Origin of the sequence: Streptosporangium sp. NPDC002544 (assembly GCF_040295965.1) — a bacterium.
GTDB lineage: Bacteria > Actinomycetota > Actinomycetes > Streptosporangiales > Streptosporangiaceae > Streptosporangium.
Genome location: NZ_JBEOWJ010000005.1, coordinates 17948 through 35883, shown reverse-complemented (window position 1 = coordinate 35883; position 17936 = coordinate 17948). Strand labels below are relative to the sequence as shown.

Sequence of the window (17936 nt, the reverse complement as noted above, 5' to 3'; positions counted from 1 at the left end):
GCCGGGGACTGGACTGAGGAGAGGGAGGTTGCGAGGAACGAGCGACCTCCCTCGACGAGGGAAGGAGCCGGATCCCAGCGGCCTCACCGCGACGCGCCGACGTCGCCGGCAACTCGCGAGGAACGAGCGACCCCGCTCGACGAGGGAAGGAGCCGGATCCCAGCGGCCTCACCGCGACGCGCCAGCATCACCGGCAACTCATGAGGAAGCGCCGGCAATCCGGATCAAGGAGTTCCCGGACCCCCCTTGATCCGGACCGGAGAGCCCCAGGAACCTCCGCGCAGACGTGCCGTCAACCCGCCCCAAGCAGCATCCTTGGGACGTGCCCCATGCCCTCCCCTGAGGGACTACCCGTGAGGCCGCGCCGGCGACTGGACTGAGGAGAGCGTGGCCGTGAGGCCGCGCCGGGGACTGGACTGAGGAGAGCGGGGCCGTGAGGAACGAGCGGCCCCGATCGACGAGGGAAGGAGCCGGATCCCAGCGGCCGAACCGCGACGCGCAGCGTCGCCGGCAACTCGTGAGGAACGAACGACCTCCCTCGACGAGGGAAGGAGCCGGACAAGAGCGGCCTCACCGCGACGCGCCAGCGTCGCCATAGGCAGGCCCGAACCGCGACGCGCCGGCGTCGCCATCTACACGACACGCGCTAGCTTCGTAATCAATACAGTCAAATCGCCCCGATCGCGAGTCCAAATGGGCCAACCACCGTCTCAGGGCTGTAGGTTGCAGTCAGCGACTCTGCGAGGAGGAACGTGACCGAACACACCGAGGCGCCCGCGGTCGGCATGGGCGGGATCCGTGACGTGGTGAGCGTCCGGCTGCCGGCAACGAGTGCTTATCTGTCCGTGCTGCGTACGGCGACAGCCGCACTTGCCGTACGGCTGGACTTCACGCTGGACGAGATCGAGGATCTACGGATCGCGGTCGATGAGGCGTGTGCGATGCTGCTGACCCAGGCCGTCCCCGGCACCGATCTGACCGCCGAGTTCGAACTCACCGGGCAGTTGATGAAGGTGCGGGTCGAGGTCAGCACGGTGGGAAGCACCCCCCCGAAGCGCGACGATTTCGCGTGGATGGTGCTCACCGCCCTGGCTGATGATGTGGATGCCGTAACCGACTCCCCCGACCGTATGGCGATCGTCCTCCGCAAGCGCCGAGGCGCGGCGAGGCCGGCGTGACGGAAAGGACTCGTGCCATGGCCGCCAGCGACCACGCGGTGCCCGACCGGGTGCGTGCGCGCCTGCTCTTCGCAGAGCTGGTGGAGTTGACCTCCGACGACCCCCGGCGCCAGCGCATCCGTGACGAGCTCGTCGAGCTCCACCTGCCCCTCGTCGAATATCTCGCCCGCCGGTTCCGCAACCGGGGCGAGTGGCTGGACGACCTCACACAGGTCGCGACCATCGGTCTGATCAAGTCGATCGACCGTTTCGATCTCGGCCGCGGCGTGGAGTTCTCCACCTACGCCACCCCGACGATCGTCGGCGAGATCAAACGTCACTTCCGTGACAAGGGCTGGGCGGTCCGTGTGCCGCGCCGGCTGCAGGAGCTGAAGCTCTCGCTCACCAAGGCGATCAGCGAGCTCTCCCAGCGGGAGGGACGCGCGCCGACCGTGGCCGAGCTGGCCACGTTCCTGAAGATGAGCGAGGAGGAGGTGCTCGAAGGGCTGGAGTCGGCCAACGCCTACTCCACGGTCTCCCTCGACGCGCCCGACTCCGGCGACGACGACGCGCCGGCGGTGGCCGACTCCCTCGGCATCGTGGACGACTCCCTGGAGGGCGTCGAGTACCGCGAGTCGCTCAAGCCCCTGCTGGAGCGGCTGCCTCCGCGCGAGAAGCGAATCCTGCTGCTGCGTTTCTTCGGCAACATGACACAGTCCCAGATCGCCACCGAGCTCGGCATCTCGCAGATGCACGTGTCCCGGCTGCTCGCCAGGACACTCGCCCAGCTCCGCGAGGGCCTGACCGTGGACGACTAGGGCCTGCCTGCGAGGATCGGTCAGGTGGTGCCTCGTATAAGGCGGCGGAGGGAACCGCGGTGTGCCGCGGTGACCTGTGACAACGCGGCGAGGCCCCGTCTGACCGGCCCCGGTGGGCACGTGCCTAGTCCTGGTCCCCGTAGAGGGCGTGCGTCGTCGGCGGAGACAGTAGCGTGACCAGTCCGATCACCACCAGGGTGATCAGCGAGATGCCGATCACCAGTTGGTCGGACTGGATCAGCGTGACCGAGATCGGGATGGCGAAGATCTGCGTCAGCACGCCCGGACTCCGGGCCCACCGCTCGGCGAGGATCATGCCCCATCCGACCCAGAGCAGGGCCGCGCCGATGATGATCCCGGACACCGCGACGGCGATCGAGGTCATCAGGTCGGACGGCCGGCCGATCACGGTCTCCACGCCGACGTAGCCGCCGAGGAGCAGAGCGGTGGCACCTTCCACCGCCATGACGGCGGCGGCGACGGTGAGGGTCATCGGACGGTTCGACACGGTGTCAACCCTATCGCCGGGGGGCGCCACACCGTTCTTTGCCGTCTCGGCTCAGGTCTTGACGGAAGATCGGGTTTCGACGGAAGTTCGGGTTCCGGCGGATACGCTGAGATTATGCGCGCGATGCTCCTGGTGAATCCGAAGGCGACGACGACCAACCAGCGGACCAGGGATGTGCTCATCAGGGCGCTGAGCGCGACGATGAACCTGACCGTCGAGGAGACCGGCTACCGGGGACACGCGACACAGCTCTCCCGCAAGGCCCACGCCTCCGGTTACGACGTGCTGGCCGTACTGGGCGGTGACGGCACCATCAACGAGGCAGTGAACGGGTTGCTCGACCCGGTGGACGGAAAGGGCGGCGACGAGGGCAGTTCGGTCGACCGGCCGGCACTGCTGGCCATTCCCGGCGGCAGCGCCAACGTCTTCGTCAGGGCCCTCGGCCTGCCGAACAGCCCGGTCGAGGCGGTGGGGGCGATCCTGGAGGCGATCCGTGACGGCCGGCAGCGGATCGTCGGCCTCGGTCAGGCGATCTGGGATGACCAGACTAGATATTTCACGTTCTGTAGTGGCCTGGGGTACGACGCCGAGGTGGTCAGGGCGGTCGAGGGGATGCGAGGCACCGGCCGCAAGGCCACGCCCGCGCGCTATGTGAACACCGCGTTACACCACTACCTGTCGACGGACAAGCGTCACCCCGCGATGACCGTCGAGGGGCCGGAGGTGCCGCCGACCGGCGGCGTCTACATGGCCGTCGTCTCCAACACCTCACCTTGGACGTACATCGGCCCGCGGCCGGTCTCACCGACCCCGTGGGCGAGCTTCGAGACCGGCCTTGACCTGCTGGGCCTGCGGCGCCTGGGCCTGCCGAGCATGCTCCAGCTGATACCTCAGATCATCGGCGCCCGCGACACTCTGCCCACCGGCCGTCATCTGGTGCAGCTCCACGACGAGCGAGAGTTCACGCTGAGTGCCGGGCGGCCCGTGGCGTTTCAGCTGGACGGGGACTACCTGGGGGAGGTTGAGAGGATAACGTTCCGCTCTATCCCTAACGCGTTACGAGTCTTGGTCTAACCCGTTACATCCCGTCATTGTGTGACGCATCCGACATCCATTTCAGGCAAAACCTTCTTCCAAACCTCTTGCGTGTACTGAGCGTGGCTGACAATCTCAATATTGACGTCGGAACGTAGGACCTTTGAGCGGCACCCCGCTCCCAGGCCATCGGCGATCAAGCGGACGCGCCCCGAGCCGAACCACGGATCGGGGAGTTGTTCGCGCTGGTTAGTGAAACTCTTCACAAAGTGAGCCGTTGGAGCGCGTAAGGGCTCCTCTTTACTAAGGAGTGGACGCATGGACTGGCGCCACCGAGCTGCCTGCCGTGACGTGGACCCCGAGCTGTTCTTCCCGATCGGCAACACCGGCCCCGCCCTGATGCAGATCGAAGAAGCGAAGCAGGTCTGCCGTACTTGCACCATCAGTGAAGCATGCCTGAAGTGGGCGCTGGAGTCCGGGCAGGACGCCGGTGTCTGGGGCGGCCTGAGCGAGGACGAGCGACGCGCCTTCAAGCGCCGTACGGCCCGAGCCCGCGCCCGCAGTAGCGTTTGATTGCGTTTAACTGCGACGCTAACGCGCCGCGGTTCGGCCGCGTGCCGATGGCGACGCTGGCGCGTCGCGGTTCGGCCGCTCAGACCCGGCTTCTTCCCTCGTCGTTCATCCGCTTCGCTCCTTCACTCCTCAGTCCAGTCCCCGGCGCGGCCTCACAGGCACTCCTCAGTCAAGTCGCCGACGCGGCCTCGCGGGTAGTCCCTTGGGGTAGGGCATGGGCACGTCCCCAAGGTGGCATCTGACCGGTCACCGGTGTGGCGTTGTGGTGAAGCGCTCTGACCTGGTTTCCTACCTCTTCGTTTGTTCCGTTTCGCGTTGCGTCAACGGCGACGCCACGCGTTGCGGTAAGGATGTTCCGCTCCTTGGTCCGGTCGACGATACGGCCTCGCTGTGAGGTTCGATCTGACGCGGTTTCCCTGCCCCGCCGCTCAGGCCGCGGGGAGGGGGATGCTCAGGCTCACCTCGGTGCCGCCGCCCTGTCGCGGTTCGATGGCCAGCCGCCCGGACAACTCGCCCACCACCAGGGTCCGTACGATCTGCAATCCCAGACTGGTGGTCTGGTCCAGGTCGAAGTCCTCCGGCAGCCCGCTGCCGTTGTCGGACACGATCACGTCCAACCGCTCGGCCCCGCGCGACACGATCACCTGGAGCTTACCCTGACGCTGCGCCAGCCCGTGCTGGACCGCGTTCTGCAGCAACTCCGTGAGGACCATCGCCAGCGGCGTCGCGATCTCCGAGCGCAGCACCCCGAAGCTCCCCACCCGGCGCGGCACGACCTGGGTCTCCGGGGCCGCGACCTCTCCCGTCATCGCGATCACCCTGTCGGCGATGTCGTCGAAGTCCACCTGCTCCTCGGGCGTGTGGGAGAGCGTCTCGTGCACGATCGCGATCGACCCGACCCTGCGTACCGCCTCCTCCAGCGCCTCCCTGCCCTCCGGCAGCCGCAGCCGCCTGGCCTGGAGCCGCAGCAGCGCGGCCACCGTCTGCAGGTTGTTCTTCACCCGGTGGTGGATCTCCCTGATGGTGGCGTCCTTGGTCATCAGCTCTCGCTCGCGGCGGCGCAGCTCGGTCACATCCCTGATGAGCACCAGAGCGCCGATCCTTCCGCCACCGACGATCAGCGGGATCGCCCGCAGCTGCACCACGGTGCCCCCCGACTCCACCTCCGTCTCCCTGGGCTCTCGCCCGCTCGCGACGATCATCAGGTTCTCGTTGATGGGCTCGTCGGAATAACAGAGCGTGGCGGTCGTACGGCCCAGCTCCGCACCGACCAGGTCGGCGGTGAGGCCCAGCCGCCGGTAGGCCGACAGCGCGTTCGGCGAGGCGTACGTGACACGGCCCGCCCGGTCGAGCCGGAGCAGCCCGTCGCCCACCCGCGGGGAGCGGACCAGGATCGGCTCCGCACCGGAGAACGGGAAGCGGCCCTCGGCCACCATCTGGGCCAGGTCGGAGGCGCTCTGCAGGTACGTCAGCTCCAGCCTGGAGGGGGTCCGCGCGGAGGACAGGTTCGTCGAGCGCTGGATGACGCCCAGGAAGTGGTCGGCCCGCCGCACGGGAATGGTCTCCTCGCGCACCGGCACCCCGCTCGACCAGTCCGGATCGCCCTCGCGGCAGATACGCCGCTCGTTCCAGGCGGTCTCCAGCAGCGGCCGTTCGCCCTTCGCCGCGATCATGCCCACGATGTCGTCGTGATAGACGGTCGGCCCGGTGGTGGGCCGCATCTGCGCGATCGCGACCCAGCCGGAGCCGTCCTTCAGCGGGATCCACAAGATCAGGTCGGCAAAGGACAGGTCCGCGAGGAGCTGCCAGTCGGAGACCAGCGAGTGCATCCACTCAAGGTCCGCATCGTCGAGCGCGGTGTGACGAACCGCCAGGTCGCTTAGAGTCGGCACTCGTGCATCATGCGTTCTTTCCAGGCCCGAACGCGAATCGGGTGAGTCCTGCTGAAAAGATGCCGCTTATGGAGCAGATCCCTGATCCGCTGGCCCGGTTCCGTACGGCGGCGGCCACGAGGGACGCCGCGGGGCTGCGGCGGACCCTGCGCGCCCGCACACCGGACGACGACGGCCTCGTCGATCTGGCCTCCAACGACTACCTCGGCCTGGCCAGGGACGAGCGGCTGGCCGAGGCGGCCGTGACGGCGACACGCACCTGGGGTACCGGCTCCACGGGTTCCCGCCTGGTCACCGGCTCCACGGCCCTGCACGCGCGCCTGGAGGCACGACTGTGCGCCTTCACCGGCGCGGAGGGCGCCCTGGTGTTCTCCTCCGGCTACCTGGCCAACCTGGCCGCCGTCGCGGCTCTGGGCAGGGGCGCCCTGGTGGTCTCCGAGGCGGGCAACCACGCGTCGATAGTGGACGCCTGCCGGCTGTCGCGCTCGCGGGTCGTGGTCACCCCGCACCGGGACGTCGCCGCCGTGGAGAGGGCACTGGCCTGCCGGGACGAGGAGCACGCGATCGTGGTCACGGACGCGGTCTTCTCCGTGGACGGCGATCTGGCCCCGCTCGCGGAACTGCACGCGGCGACGGTGCGGCAGGGGGCGTTGCTGGTCGTCGACGAGGCCCACGCGATCGGGGTCATCGGGCCGCGCGGACAGGGCGCTGTGCACGCCGCGGGGCTGGCGGCCGAGCCGGGAATTGTGAGAACGATCACACTGTCCAAGTCCCTGGGGGCCCAGGGCGGAGCCGTACTGGGCGCGTCCGAGGTCATCCAAACCCTTGTGGACACGGGCCGGCCGTTCATCTTCGACACCGGGCTGGCACCCGGCAGTGTGGCCGCGGCACTCGCCGCTGTCGATATCCTTCACCATCAGCCCGAACTGCCCGGACGCGTGCGAACCATGGCGAGGAAGCTGGCCGCTATGGCCCGCGATCTCGGCCTGGAGAGCGGCGATCCGGCGGGTGCGGTCGTCCCCGTCGTGCTCGGCCCACCCGAGATCGCACTTCGGGCCGCCCTCATCTGTGCGGAACACGGGGTGCGCGCCGGATGCTTCCGGCCGCCCTCGGTGCCGGTCGGCCGCTCTTGCCTGCGGTTGACGGCACGGGCCAATCTGAGTTCCGACGATCTAGCGGTGATCAGGGGTGCACTCACCGCCGTGGCCGAGATGAAGGTGACCATGTGAGCGACGACTCCCCGAGAATCCCGAAATACTACGACGTCAAGCGCAGCCTGCTCACCCTCACCAAGAGCCTGCCCGCAGGCAGCGCCCTGCCCCCCGAGCGAGCCCTCGCGGTCCGCTTCGAGACGTCGCGCACCACGGTGCGCCAGGCCCTGTCCGAGCTCGTGGTCGAGGGTCGCCTGGTGCGCATCCAGGGCAAGGGGACGTTCGTCGCACAGCCCAAGGTCGCTCAGGTCCTCCAGCTGACCTCCTACACCGGGGATCTGCGGACCGTCGGCCTCGAACCCGACACCAAGATCCTTGACATCAGCTACGTCACCGCCGACGAGCAGCTGGCCCGCCGCCTGGCCATCAACGCCGGCGGCCGCGTGCTGCGCATCCACCGGCTACGCCTGGCCAGCGGCGAGCCGATGTCGATCGACACCACCCACCTGTCGGCCCGGCGTTTCCCCCGCCTGCGACGGGAGCTGGAGATGCACTCCTCGCTGTACGAGACGCTGTACAACGCGTACAACGTGCGACTGACCGACGCCGAGGAGATCATCGAGACCGTGCTGGCCACCCCGTACGACGCGCAGGTGCTCGGCGTCGACGCGGGCCTGCCGCTGCTCCTGCTCACCAGGCACGCCTTCGACGCGGACGGCAACCCGGTCGAGTGGGCCCAGTCCCTGTACCGGGGCGACCGCTACAAGTTCGTCACCCGCCTGCGCCGCCCCTGACCCACCTAAGCTGGGACGGATGAGCATTCTCGTGGTCACCGGGACCGACACCGGGGTGGGAAAGACCGTCGTCACCGCGGCGGTGGCCTCGCTCGCCAGGGAGCGGGGCTCCTCCGTGGCCGTGGTGAAACCCGCGCAGACCGGGGTGTCGGACACCGAACCCGGCGACGTGGACGACGTCATCCGGCTGTCCGGGGTACGGACGACCTTCGAGTCGGCCAGGTACCCCGCCGCGCTGTCCCCCGCGGCGGCGGCGCGCCTGGCCGGTCTGCCGCCGGTCTCCCTCGCCCGGGTGGCGGACCGGGTCGGCGAGCTGGCCGACTCACACCGACTGGTGATCGTCGAGGGGGCGGGCGGGCTCCTCGTCCGCTTCGACGAGGAGGGCGCGACCCTGGCCGACCTGGCCAGGACGCTCTCGGCGCCGGTGCTCCTGGTGACCAGGGCCGGGCTGGGCACGCTCAACCACACCGCGCTGACACTGGAGGCGATGGCCCACCGAGGGCTGGAGCCGGCCGGGGTGGTGATCGGCTCCTGGCCGGTCGCGCCCGGTCTCGCCGAGCGGAGCAACGTCGCGGATCTGGAGATGCTGGCCGCCCGGCCGCTGGCGGGCGCCCTTCCCGAGGGCGCCGGGCTGCTGGAGCGCGACGCCTTCGCCCGCGCCGCCCACTCCGGGCTGGGACCGGCGCTGGGCGGTGGTTTCGACCCCGCCGCCTTCCGTACCACCCTTAGGCTTTCCCCGTAGCCACGACCGCGGATCCGAACCGCTCGACGTCCTCCCCGGTGGAAGCCGGGAATCCCGCCCCTTCCCGGGGCCGCACCCGGGATCTCCACGCTGGAGGTATTTGATGAGCGACATCCTCGAGATCGCCAGGACGCAGGTGCTGGCGGAAGGCCGTGGTCTCGACGCCGCGCAGGCCCTGCGCTGCCTGGAGTTGCCGGACGACCGCCTGGCCGAGCTGCTGGCCCTGGCCCACGAGGTGCGGATGAAGTGGTGTGGTCCCGAGGTGGAGGTCGAGGGGATCGTCTCCCTCAAGACCGGCGGCTGCCCCGAGGACTGCCACTTCTGCTCGCAGTCGGGGCAGTTCTCCTCCCCGGTCCGCTCCCTCTGGCTGGACATCCCCTCTCTGGTCGAGGCCGCCAGGGAGACCGCCGCGACCGGGGCGACCGAGTTCTGCATCGTGGCCGCCGTACGGGGACCCGACCAGCGCCTGATGGACCAGGTCCGCCAGGGCGTGAAGGCGATCCGCGAGGCGGTCGACATCAACGTCGCGTGCTCGCTGGGCATGCTCACCCAGGCACAGGTCGACGAGCTGGCCGAGATGGGCGTGCACCGCTACAACCACAACCTGGAGACCGCGAGGTCGCACTTCGGGAAGGTCGTCACCACCCACACCTGGGAGGAGCGCTGGGACACCTGCCTGATGGTGCGCGAGGCCGGCATGGAACTGTGCTGCGGCGGCATCGTGGGCATGGGCGAGACGCGGGAGCAGCGGGCCGAGTTCGCCGGGCAACTGGGCGAGCTGGCGCCCGACGAGGTCCCGCTGAACTTCCTCAACCCGCGCCCCGGCACGCCCTTCGAGTCCTTCCCGCTGCTGGAGGGGTCCGAGGCGCTCCGGACGATCGCCACCTTCAGGCTCGCGCTGCCCCGCACGATCCTGCGCTACGCGGGCGGTCGCGAGCTGACCCTGGGCGACCTGGGCACCCGCGACGGCATGCTCGGCGGCATCAACGCGATCATCGTGGGGAACTACCTGACCACCCTGGGCCGCGCGGCCGAGGCCGACCTCGGCCTGCTGGCGGACCTGAAGATGCCCATCAAGGCGCTCTCCGACACGCTCTGAGCCTCCCGCCGACGAATGCCGGTCCCTTATCTCCAGCCGGATGCCATATGTGCTGCCCGCATTAGGCGAGGGGATCTGGGCAGGGAGAACAATCCCTGTTCGGCTAAGTGACTGACTGGTAGGTTGCGCGATATGGAGTCTCCGAAGCACGCAGGTGACATCGCGGTCGCCATCTCCAAGGCATACGGCATCGAGACCATGTTCACCCTGTCCGGTGGACATGTCTTCCCGCTCTACGACGGCGCGGTCCACGAGGGGATGCCCATCCTGGACGTCCGCCACGAGCAGAGCGCGGTCTTCGCCGCCGAGGCGACCGCGCGGCTCACCCGTAAACCCGGGCTGGCCGTGCTCACCGCGGGACCCGGCATCACCAACGGCGTCAGCGGAGTGGCCACCGCGCACTTCAACGGCTCGCCCGTCGTGGTCATGGGAGGCCGGGCCCCCCAGTCCCGGTGGGGTTCGGGCGCGCTGCAGGAGATCGACCACCCGCCGCTGTTCGCACCGATCACCAAGCTGGCCTTCACCGGCTCGGGCGCCGACTCCATCGCGCAGGACGTGGAGATGGCCTTCCGCACCGCCCTCGCCCCGCACCGCGGTCCCGTCTTCCTCGACTTCCACATGGACCACCTCTTCTCGGCCGCGCCTGCGCTCGAAGAGGCCCCCGAGACGCTGACCCCGTCGCCGCTGGAGCCCGACCCCGACGCGCTGGCCGCGATCGCCCGCCTGATCGCCGAGGCCCAGCGCCCGGTGCTGGTGCTCGGCTCCGACGTGTGGATGGACCGCGCCGAGGAGGTCGCCAGGAGCTTCGCCGAGGAATACCGCCTGCCGGTCATCCCCAACGGCCAGGGCCGCGGCATCCTGCCCGCCGGTCACGAACTGCTGGTCACCCGGGCCAGGGGAACGGCGTTCTCCCAGGCCGACCTGGTGATCGTGGCCGGCACCCCGATCGACTTCCGCCTCGGCTACGGCTGGTTCGGCGGCAAGGACGGCACCCCGCTCGCCAAGGTCGTGCACCTGGCCGACGCGCCGTCGCAGCTGACCACGCACATGGAGCCCGCGGGCACCGCCGCCGGTGACCTCTCGCTGCTGTTCTGGGGGCTTGGCACGGCCTGTGCCGAAGCGGGCGTGTCCCCCAAGGCCTACGCGCCCTGGGTGACCCGGCTCTCCGAGGCGGCCTCGGCCGCCATCGCCGCCGACGCCGCCCTGCTCGAGTCCGCGGCCGACCCGATCCACCCGATGCGGATCTACGGCGAGCTGGGCAAGCTCCTCGCCGACGACGCCGTGGTGATCGGCGACGGCGGTGACTTCGTCTCGTACGCGGGCAAGTACGTCGAGCCGAAGCAGCCGGGAAACTGGCTCGACCCGGGCCCGTACGGCTGCCTGGGCACGGGCCTGGGTTACGCCATCGCCGCCAGGGTGGCCCGTCCCTCCTCGCAGGTGGTGCTGCTGCTCGGCGACGGTGCGGCCGGCTTCTCGCTGATGGACGTCGACACGCTCGTGCGGCACCGCCTGCCGGTCGTGATGATCTGCGGCAACAACGGCATGTGGGGCCTGGAGAAGCACCCCATGCAGATGCTCTACGGCTACGACGTGGCCGCGGACCTCCAGCCGCAGTGCCGCTACGACCAGGTGGTGACCGCCCTCGGCGGTGGCGGTGAGCTCGTCACCGACCCCTCGCAGATCGGCCCGGCCCTGCGCCGCGCGTTCGACTCCGGTGTGCCCTACATGGTCAACATCGCCACCGACCCCTCGGTGGCCTACCCTCGCCAGACCACGGGCATCTAGGCCCTGCCCGGCGGATCTCGCCGTGACGGGGATCGGCCGGCTGGTGCCTCGCGAGGCGGAGGAGGGAGCCGCGGCGTGCCGCGGTGACCGACGACGCGGCGAGGCACCGCCCGCCCCCGAAGGGGAAGAAGGTCCCTGCGGGAGAGCCGCCGTTACCTTGCCTGCCTAGAGCTTGGGGGTCGGGGTGGGCGTCGGGGTGGGCGTGGGCGGGCAGTCGACGTTGACGGCGATGATCTCCACCGGCTTGGAAGGGCTCCACATCGTTCCCGCGCCGGGGCGGGACTCGACCACCTCGACACACCCCGAACGATCGACGTCGGCGCTGTAGGAGAGCTTCGGCGTGAAGCCCGCCTGCTTGAGCGTCGCGGCCGCCGCCTCCGGCGTCATCCCGATGACGCCAGGAACACTCTTCTTCGGCAGCAGGGTCGGGGTGGGAGTGGGGGTGGGAGTAGGAGTGGGGGTCCGCGTCTTCGTGGCCTCCGCGGTGGGAGACGGCTCCTTGTCCTCCTGGGTCGCCGTCGGCGTGGGCCGATCGTTCGGGGTCAGGCGGGTCACCGTGGGAGTGGGGGACGGCGGCTTGCGGGGTCCCTTCTTCGGCGGCGTCGGCGACGCGCTGACGGTGGGCACCGTCTGCCCTCCCATGAGGTCGGGGTCAGGGGCCGAGCCTGAGTCCGCCAACCCGTTGATCGCCACCGTGACGAGGCCGACGCATATCGCGCCCGCCGCCACCGACGCCGCGATCACCCCTCCCTTGCGCCCCTGTTTCCGCGCGGCGCGACGGCCGCGGTGCTGCGAGACCGTCTCGGTGGCCGGTCCCACCCCGTGCGCCGACGTGGTGGGGTGTTGCACCGCGTCCTGCCAGCCGCCCGTCTGCGGCATGGCCGGTCCCTGGCCCTGCCAGCCGGTCTGTCCCTGCGGACCCTGCTGGGGTGCCTGCACCTGCCATCCGGTCTCCGGGACGTTTCCTGCCTGCGGCGACAGCGCGGTGGCACCCTCCGAGCCGAAGGCCGCCTGCCTGGCGGCGGCGCTCATGGCGGCGGCACTGGGGAAGCGCCGGGCCGGATCCTTGGCGAGGGAGCGCTCCACAAGCGCCCGGATCGCGGGCGGGACATCCTGCGGCAGCGGCGGCGGCGCCTCGCGAATGTGCTTGAGCGCGATGGTGACCGGCGTGTCACCGTCGAACGGGCGCTGCCCGGCCAGGCACTCGTACGCCACCACGCCCAGCGCGTAGATGTCCACGGCGGGCGTGACGGGTGCGCCCTCCGCCTGCTCCGGCGCGCAGTAGGCGGCGGTGCCGAGCACCATGCCCGCGTCCGTCAGCCGGCTGGCGGTGTCGGATCTGGCGATGCCGAAGTCGGTGAGCACCAGGGTGCCGTCCGAGCGCACCAGCAGGTTGCCCGGCTTGATGTCCCGGTGGACGATGCCCTGGTCGTGGACCGCCTGCAGCGCCGAGGCCGCCTGGGAGATGAGGTCCATCGCGGCCCCGGGGGCGATGCGTCGCAGCCGCCCGAGCAGGCGGTCGAGCGGCTCGCCGTCGACGAACTTCATCACCAGGTACGCCGTAGCCCCCGCGCCGGGTACCTCGTGAACCCCGTAGTCGTACACGTCGACGACCCCGGGATGGTTGATCGTCGCCATCGCCCTGGCCTCGCCCTGGAAGCGAACCAGGAAGCCCGGATCGTCGGTACGGCCCGGGAGCAGCACCTTGACGGCGACGGTGCGGGCCAGGACCATGTCCTCGCCCTTCCACACCTCGCCCATACCACCGGCGCCGATGCGGGTATCCAGGCGATACCGCCCCGCCAGCGTCGTGCCTTGGGCCACCATTACTCCCCCGTAACCCTCTCCACTCCTACGCCAGGGCTCTCCAACAAAGCGGATTCGCATCGCGGCACCATCACGGCGCTGTAACGAAACCCTGCATGCCGTATGGCTCGCAAACAAGACGCGTGCCGTAGCATCGCACAAACCCCGGCAATTTTGGGCGTACTTGTACACCTTGCAGGCCCTTGCGCCCGGGACAACTCGGGCGTCATACCCGAAACAGCCGGCCCGGGTACCGCAACGGCAACCCACAGCACATCAGCAAAGTCCGTAAAACCCTACAAGACTACGCAGATAAGACGTAAGTCGGGGCGAAAGCGACCCATCTCCACCGAACCGCATTCGGGTGAAAAAGCCGGCACATGGTGCTCACCATCAGCCGCTTGTCACACCGTGCTCGGCGCAGCGCGCGGACCAGCCACCGGGGGTCACCTGCACCACCATCCGGCGGCGGCAGCGGGCACAGTAACGGGGCGGCTCCATCACGCGCGCGGCCTGGCACCCGGCGTGGTCGGCCTCGCCCTCCGGGCGGCCGCAGTGGTCGCAGTACGGGGTCACGGGACCAGAGCCTATGCTGGCGCGCATGACGCTCGCTCCCGGTCTGCAGGCACGGCTTCTCACCATGGTGGAGAAGGAGGACACCGCGACGAAGGTCGGCAGCGGGGACGTCCCCGTGCTGGCCACCCCCCGCGTGCTGGCCCTCGCGGAACAGGCGACCCTCCAGGCGGTCGCTGGAGCTCTGGCCCCCGGCCAGACCTCCGTGGGCACACGGGTCTCTCTGGAGCACCTGGCGGCCAGCCCGATCGGCACGCACATCGAGGTCGCCGTCGAACTCACCGAGGTCGACGGCCGCCGCCTGGTCTTCGGCTTCACCGCCCGCGATCGGAAGTCCGTCGTCGCGAGCGGAACCATCGAGCGCGTCGTCGTCGACCGCGAGCGCTTCCTCGCGCGCCTCACTCCCGGGAGCGGAACTACTCGATGACGGCGATCAGGTCGCCCTCCTGGATGACGTCGCCCTCGGCGACCTGCAACTTGGCGATCACGCCGTCGTCCTCGGTGAGGACCGGGATCTCCATCTTCATCGACTCAAGAATGAGCAGGGTGTCGCCGTCCTCTACGGTGTCCCCCTCGGCCACGAGGACCTTCCAGACATTCGCCACCATCTCAGCGCGGATCTCAGCCACCGGAAACTCCCATCGTTCAACGTTCTTCAACTGTGCCAGACAGAGCTGATCACGCTCGCATGCGAGATACCAGTCCTGTGTCGTACTTTCCGTCGACGGACTCCGGCCGTTCCAGCAGCTCCAGGCAGACCGTAGGAACCCCGCAGATGTGAGCGGGCGGAAACCGCAGGGAACCGGCGTTCAACTGTAGGGGAACCCTAAAGCCGATGAATCGGGGCCAGCCTGTCGATCACTCTGGCCATCGCCTCGACGACCGTCGGATCGTACTCCTTGCCCGCGCCGAGCCGGAGACGCTCCAGCGCGGCGCCTGCCCGATCGCGGTCACTGGAACCACCCACGAGATCGTCGTAGGCGTTGGCCGCCTTGATGATGCGACTGGCCGTGGGCGGCGTCTCGGCACAGGTGTCACACTGACGACGGACGATCTCGGCCACCCGGTCCAGCACCCCGGTCTGCTTGATCACCTCCGCGCCCAGCTCGGCGATGCGCCGCGCCTGCTCGGGGTCGGTGAGAACCGTGGCACCGCCGGGAATCGGGTCGCGCAGCGACAGCTGACCGATGTCGTGCATGAGCGCGGCGTATTCGAGCTCCAGCAACTCGGGCTCGGCCGTGCCGAGCTCCCGCCCGACCGCCACCGCCAGGCGGCTCACCCGGCGGGAATGCCCCGGCTCGACATAGCCGCCGACCTCGGTGACCCGCGACAACGCTCGTACGGTCTGCAGATAGGTGGCCCTGATCCCGGCGTACTTGCGGAAGGCGACCTGGGTGACCAGCAGCGGCGCCGCGAAGACCAGCAGCGCGGCCATGTCCATGCTGTGCGAGGCGAGCGCGAGCAGGATGCCCGAGGCCGCGACGGCGACCCCCAACGGCGCGGCCATCCACAGCTCGTCGTGAACGGCCACCTTGAAGGCGGCACGCACCTGCTCGGCCCGGAGCGCGGCGGCCAGCAGCACGTCCGCCACCACCATGAGCAGGATGAACAGGGCCATCACTCCGAGCGCGGGCCACCAGCCGCTCTCATCGCCCCTGGCCAGGTCGAACAGCGGGCCTGCCAGCGGCCGGTAGGCCAGTGCGAGCAGGGCGCCGGTGAGCAGCCTGCGCGCCATCGCGTCCAGGCGGGGTGGGCGGCCCACCGCGAGGTGCGGCAGCGCCCCGGCGACCATGCCGACCGAGAGCACCGCGACGACCTGGAGCGCCGAGTGTCGGGCGGGAACACCACCCATGTCCAGCAGAAGCGTGTAACCGAGCGCGGCCGCCGCGCCGATCGGCGCCACCTCCCTGTTGCCGGGCATGGTCAGCCTGGCCAGTTCCCCCGCCGCGATCAACGCGCCGAAGGCGACGGCGATCTGGGGATCGAGCAGCCCGGTCGCGGCCGTGTGGGCCACCCCGGCCACCGCCAGCAGGCCCGCCGCGCAGATCAGCAGCAGCTGACCCGAGTCGAGCGCCTGGAAAGCCCGGTTGGCGCCGGATCCGTTCATCGCTCGGACACCACCTGAATGGGCATGGTCGGGTCGTCGTGGTCCTTCGTGGTGGTCTCCGCCACGTCGGCCGGGGGCGTGACGACGGTGCGCGGCGGCTCCCAGCCGTCACGGTCGACCGCCTTGATGAACGCCACGACCATCACCGGGTCGAACTGGGTGCCGGCGCCCTTGCGCAGCTCGGTCATGGCCACCTCGCGCGGACGGGCGTTGCGGTAGGAACGGTCCGAGGTCATCGAGTCGAAGGCGTCGGCCACCGCGATGATCCTGGCGAACTCCGGGATCTCGTCCCCCGCCAGCCCCATCGGGTAGCCCTTGCCGTCCTGCCGCTCGTGATGGTGCATGATCCCGGCGAACGCCTCGTCCAGGAAGTCGATGCCGCGCACGATCTCCAGCCCGCGCATCGGATGGAGTTGGATGGCCGCGAACTCCTCCTCGCTGAGCGGGCCGTCCTTCTGCAGCACCTTGGTCGGCACGCCCAGCTTGCCCACGTCGTGGAGCATCCCGGCGTAGCGGATCGCGCGCAACCGCTCGGACCCCATGCCGATCTCCTCAGCGATCATTCCCGCGGCCAGGGAGACGCGGGTGCAGTGGCCGCGCGTGTAGTAGTCCTTGGTCTCCACCGCCTGGCAGAGTGCGGCGATCGTGGCGTCGTAGGAGCGCTGCTGCGCGAGGTACTGGCCGAAGGCCCAGCGGGCCACGAAGAGCGGGAGCAGCACGAGCACCGCGGAGATCGAGTTGACCGTGGCCCACAGCCCCGCGATCAGCAGGCCGAAGGTGGCGTAACCGAAGTAGGAGACCATGAACTGGGCCACGCCCCGCAGCGGCACCTGATCGGCCTGGCCCGTGACCGCCAGCACCAACGCGATCAGGACGAAGTTGAGGGGCACGAAGACGGCCGCCGCGCCCGCGAACGGCACGATGATCTCGTCGAATCCGGCGATGGTGGGCACCTCGGCTCTGCCACCGAGCGCCACGTAGACCCGGCCCGCGACGTAGCCGCAGATGGCGAACTGGGCGCTGTTGAACAGCCGCTTCACCAGCGGCAGGCCGGGCCGCACGCTGAACATGGCCGTCATGCCGACCAGCGCCGCCCCCTCGGGACCGAGCAGCACCACCGCGGCGAGCACGGCGGAGAAGCTGACCGACACCGCCGCCTGCCTGACGCTCAGCAGGGTGGGCACCGACTCGCACACCAGGAACAGCAGGGCAAGCACCATGAGGTTGGACCAGTCGAGCCGATCCAGGCGACCGTCCGCCGCCACGCTGTATCCGAGCAGCACGAAGGCGGCTCCGATGACAAGGATCAGATAGACCTTGGCAAACCACGGCAGTCCACGCAAAGCGGCCACCCTAGGGTTCCAAAGGGCGCGCGTTCAGGTCCAGGAGATCCCGGGGTGGGCCGGGTCGACCGTTTCCTTCAACATGCGCTGCCTCCACGTCGATTTCGCACTCAGGCTACAGAAGCGAGCCAGATCAGGAGGGCGAGACGGCCAATCGCAAGCAAAGCGTAACCGATCAATCACGGACTGCTGGCGACGCTGCGCGTCGCGGTTCGGGCCTGCCCCTGGCGACACTGCGCGTCGCGGTGAGGCCGCTCTTACCCGGCTCCTTCCCTCGTCGACCGGGGCCGCTCGTACCTCACGAGTTGCCGGCGACGCTAACGCGTCGCGGTGAGGCCGCTGGAATCCGGCTCCTTCCCTCGTCGAGGGAGGTCGCTCGTTCCTCACGAGTTGCCGGCGACGCCGGCGCGTCGCGGCTCGGCCGCTCTTGTCCGGCTCCTTCCCTCGTCGAGCGGGGCCGCTCGTTCCTCACGAGTTGCCGGCGACGCCGGCGCGTCGCGGCTCGGCCGCTCTTGTCCGGCTCCTTCCCTCGTCGAGCGGGGCCGCTCGTTCC

17 protein-coding genes are annotated in these 17936 nt (G+C 69.7%); 10 read left to right on the top strand and 7 right to left on the bottom strand.

The window, feature by feature from the left end; all coding sequences use genetic code 11:
• Positions 1-752 precede the first annotated feature (752 nt).
• Together ABT061_RS08860 and ABT061_RS08855 are read left to right on the top strand one after the other, a co-directional pair.
• On the top strand, positions 753-1178 hold the full coding sequence (locus tag ABT061_RS08860) for an ATP-binding protein (protein ID WP_030924831.1): 426 nt from the start codon (positions 753-755) through the stop codon (positions 1176-1178).
• The gene (locus ABT061_RS08855) at positions 1175-1975 is read left to right on the top strand and encodes an RNA polymerase sigma factor SigF (RefSeq protein WP_030924834.1); all 801 of its coding nucleotides are present in this window, start codon (positions 1175-1177) and stop codon (positions 1973-1975) included. Before ABT061_RS08860 ends, ABT061_RS08855 begins: the two co-directional genes overlap by 4 nt.
• Before the next feature lie 124 nt (positions 1976-2099).
• Here ABT061_RS08855 and ABT061_RS08850 read toward each other — a convergent pair whose 3' ends face one another.
• Positions 2100-2483, bottom strand: a complete 384-nt coding sequence (locus ABT061_RS08850) for a hypothetical protein (protein WP_350914283.1) — start codon at positions 2481-2483, stop codon at positions 2100-2102.
• Between the two features lie 114 nt (positions 2484-2597).
• Between ABT061_RS08850 and ABT061_RS08845 the strand changes: the two genes are divergently transcribed.
• Positions 2598-3557 (top strand): diacylglycerol/lipid kinase family protein, encoded by a 960-nt coding sequence (locus ABT061_RS08845; protein WP_350914280.1) that lies wholly within the window; start codon positions 2598-2600, stop codon positions 3555-3557.
• A 279-nt stretch (positions 3558-3836) separates the two neighbouring features.
• On the top strand, positions 3837-4091 hold the full coding sequence (locus tag ABT061_RS08840) for a WhiB family transcriptional regulator (protein WP_030924840.1): 255 nt from the start codon (positions 3837-3839) through the stop codon (positions 4089-4091).
• A 428-nt stretch (positions 4092-4519) separates the two neighbouring features.
• Here ABT061_RS08840 and ABT061_RS08835 read toward each other — a convergent pair whose 3' ends face one another.
• Positions 4520-5983: a histidine kinase N-terminal domain-containing protein gene (locus ABT061_RS08835; RefSeq protein ID WP_350914278.1), complete on the bottom strand. Its 1464-nt coding sequence runs from the start codon at positions 5981-5983 to the stop codon at positions 4520-4522.
• Between the two features lie 68 nt (positions 5984-6051).
• Between ABT061_RS08835 and ABT061_RS08830 the strand changes: the two genes are divergently transcribed.
• The 5 genes from ABT061_RS08830 (at position 6052) to ABT061_RS08810 (ending at position 11554) form a co-directional block, all read left to right on the top strand.
• Entirely contained in the window at positions 6052-7212 is a 1161-nt protein-coding gene (locus tag ABT061_RS08830; RefSeq protein ID WP_350914276.1) for an 8-amino-7-oxononanoate synthase, read from the top strand.
• Positions 7209-7928: a GntR family transcriptional regulator gene (locus ABT061_RS08825; protein ID WP_030924850.1), complete on the top strand. Its 720-nt coding sequence runs from the start codon at positions 7209-7211 to the stop codon at positions 7926-7928. Before ABT061_RS08830 ends, ABT061_RS08825 begins: the two co-directional genes overlap by 4 nt.
• A gap of 19 nt (positions 7929-7947) precedes the next feature.
• Positions 7948-8670: a dethiobiotin synthase gene (bioD, locus tag ABT061_RS08820; protein ID WP_350914274.1), complete on the top strand. Its 723-nt coding sequence runs from the start codon at positions 7948-7950 to the stop codon at positions 8668-8670.
• A 103-nt stretch (positions 8671-8773) separates the two neighbouring features.
• On the top strand, positions 8774-9769 hold the full coding sequence (gene bioB, locus ABT061_RS08815; protein WP_350914270.1) for a biotin synthase BioB: 996 nt from the start codon (positions 8774-8776) through the stop codon (positions 9767-9769).
• Between the two features lie 132 nt (positions 9770-9901).
• On the top strand, positions 9902-11554 hold the full coding sequence (locus tag ABT061_RS08810) for an acetolactate synthase (RefSeq protein WP_350914268.1): 1653 nt from the start codon (positions 9902-9904) through the stop codon (positions 11552-11554).
• A 165-nt stretch (positions 11555-11719) separates the two neighbouring features.
• Here the strand turns inward: ABT061_RS08810 and ABT061_RS08805 are convergent, their stop codons facing one another.
• A complete protein-coding gene (locus ABT061_RS08805) occupies positions 11720-13381 on the bottom strand; it encodes a serine/threonine-protein kinase (protein ID WP_350914266.1) in 1662 nt (553 codons plus the stop codon).
• A gap of 372 nt (positions 13382-13753) precedes the next feature.
• Entirely contained in the window at positions 13754-13963 is a 210-nt protein-coding gene (gene bsaP, locus ABT061_RS08800; protein ID WP_350914264.1) for a biotin synthase auxiliary protein BsaP, read from the bottom strand.
• On the opposite strand from bsaP, the gene ABT061_RS08795 reads away from it, so the two are divergent.
• On the top strand, positions 13962-14360 hold the full coding sequence (locus tag ABT061_RS08795; RefSeq protein ID WP_350914262.1) for a thioesterase family protein: 399 nt from the start codon (positions 13962-13964) through the stop codon (positions 14358-14360). The two genes, bsaP and ABT061_RS08795, sit on opposite strands and share 2 nt — an antisense overlap.
• Here the strand turns inward: ABT061_RS08795 and ABT061_RS08790 are convergent.
• The 3 genes from ABT061_RS08790 to ABT061_RS08780 all read right to left on the bottom strand — a co-directional run bounded on the left by ABT061_RS08790 (position 14350) and on the right by ABT061_RS08780 (position 17383).
• Positions 14350-14562 carry a biotin/lipoyl-binding carrier protein gene (locus tag ABT061_RS08790; protein WP_157594786.1) on the bottom strand — a complete coding sequence of 71 codons (213 nt, stop codon included), beginning with the start codon at positions 14560-14562 and terminating at the stop codon, positions 14350-14352. The genes ABT061_RS08795 and ABT061_RS08790 overlap by 11 nt on opposite strands.
• 197 nt (positions 14563-14759) lie before the next feature.
• Entirely contained in the window at positions 14760-16040 is a 1281-nt protein-coding gene (locus ABT061_RS08785; RefSeq protein ID WP_350914260.1) for an HD-GYP domain-containing protein, read from the bottom strand.
• Positions 16037-17383, bottom strand: a complete 1347-nt coding sequence (locus ABT061_RS08780; protein ID WP_355623261.1) for an HD-GYP domain-containing protein — start codon at positions 17381-17383, stop codon at positions 16037-16039. The genes ABT061_RS08785 and ABT061_RS08780 overlap by 4 nt, the downstream gene beginning before the upstream one ends.
• Positions 17384-17936 lie beyond the last annotated feature (553 nt).

Coding starts and splice junctions, on each gene's coding strand:
- ABT061_RS08845 (WP_350914280.1), top strand. CDS start 2,598: ATGCGCGCGATGCTCCTGGTGAATCCGAAGGCGACGACGACCAACCAG.
- ABT061_RS08840 (WP_030924840.1), top strand. CDS start 3,837: ATGGACTGGCGCCACCGAGCTGCCTGCCGTGACGTGGACCCCGAGCTG.
- ABT061_RS08830 (WP_350914276.1), top strand. CDS start 6,052: ATGGAGCAGATCCCTGATCCGCTGGCCCGGTTCCGTACGGCGGCGGCC.
- bioD (WP_350914274.1), top strand. CDS start 7,948: ATGAGCATTCTCGTGGTCACCGGGACCGACACCGGGGTGGGAAAGACC.
- bioB (WP_350914270.1), top strand. CDS start 8,774: ATGAGCGACATCCTCGAGATCGCCAGGACGCAGGTGCTGGCGGAAGGC.
- ABT061_RS08810 (WP_350914268.1), top strand. CDS start 9,902: ATGGAGTCTCCGAAGCACGCAGGTGACATCGCGGTCGCCATCTCCAAG.
- ABT061_RS08805 (WP_350914266.1), bottom strand. CDS start 13,381: ATGGTGGCCCAAGGCACGACGCTGGCGGGGCGGTATCGCCTGGATACC.
- ABT061_RS08795 (WP_350914262.1), top strand. CDS start 13,962: ATGACGCTCGCTCCCGGTCTGCAGGCACGGCTTCTCACCATGGTGGAG.
- bsaP (WP_350914264.1), bottom strand. CDS start 13,963: ATGCGCGCCAGCATAGGCTCTGGTCCCGTGACCCCGTACTGCGACCAC.
- ABT061_RS08785 (WP_350914260.1), bottom strand. CDS start 16,040: ATGAACGGATCCGGCGCCAACCGGGCTTTCCAGGCGCTCGACTCGGGT.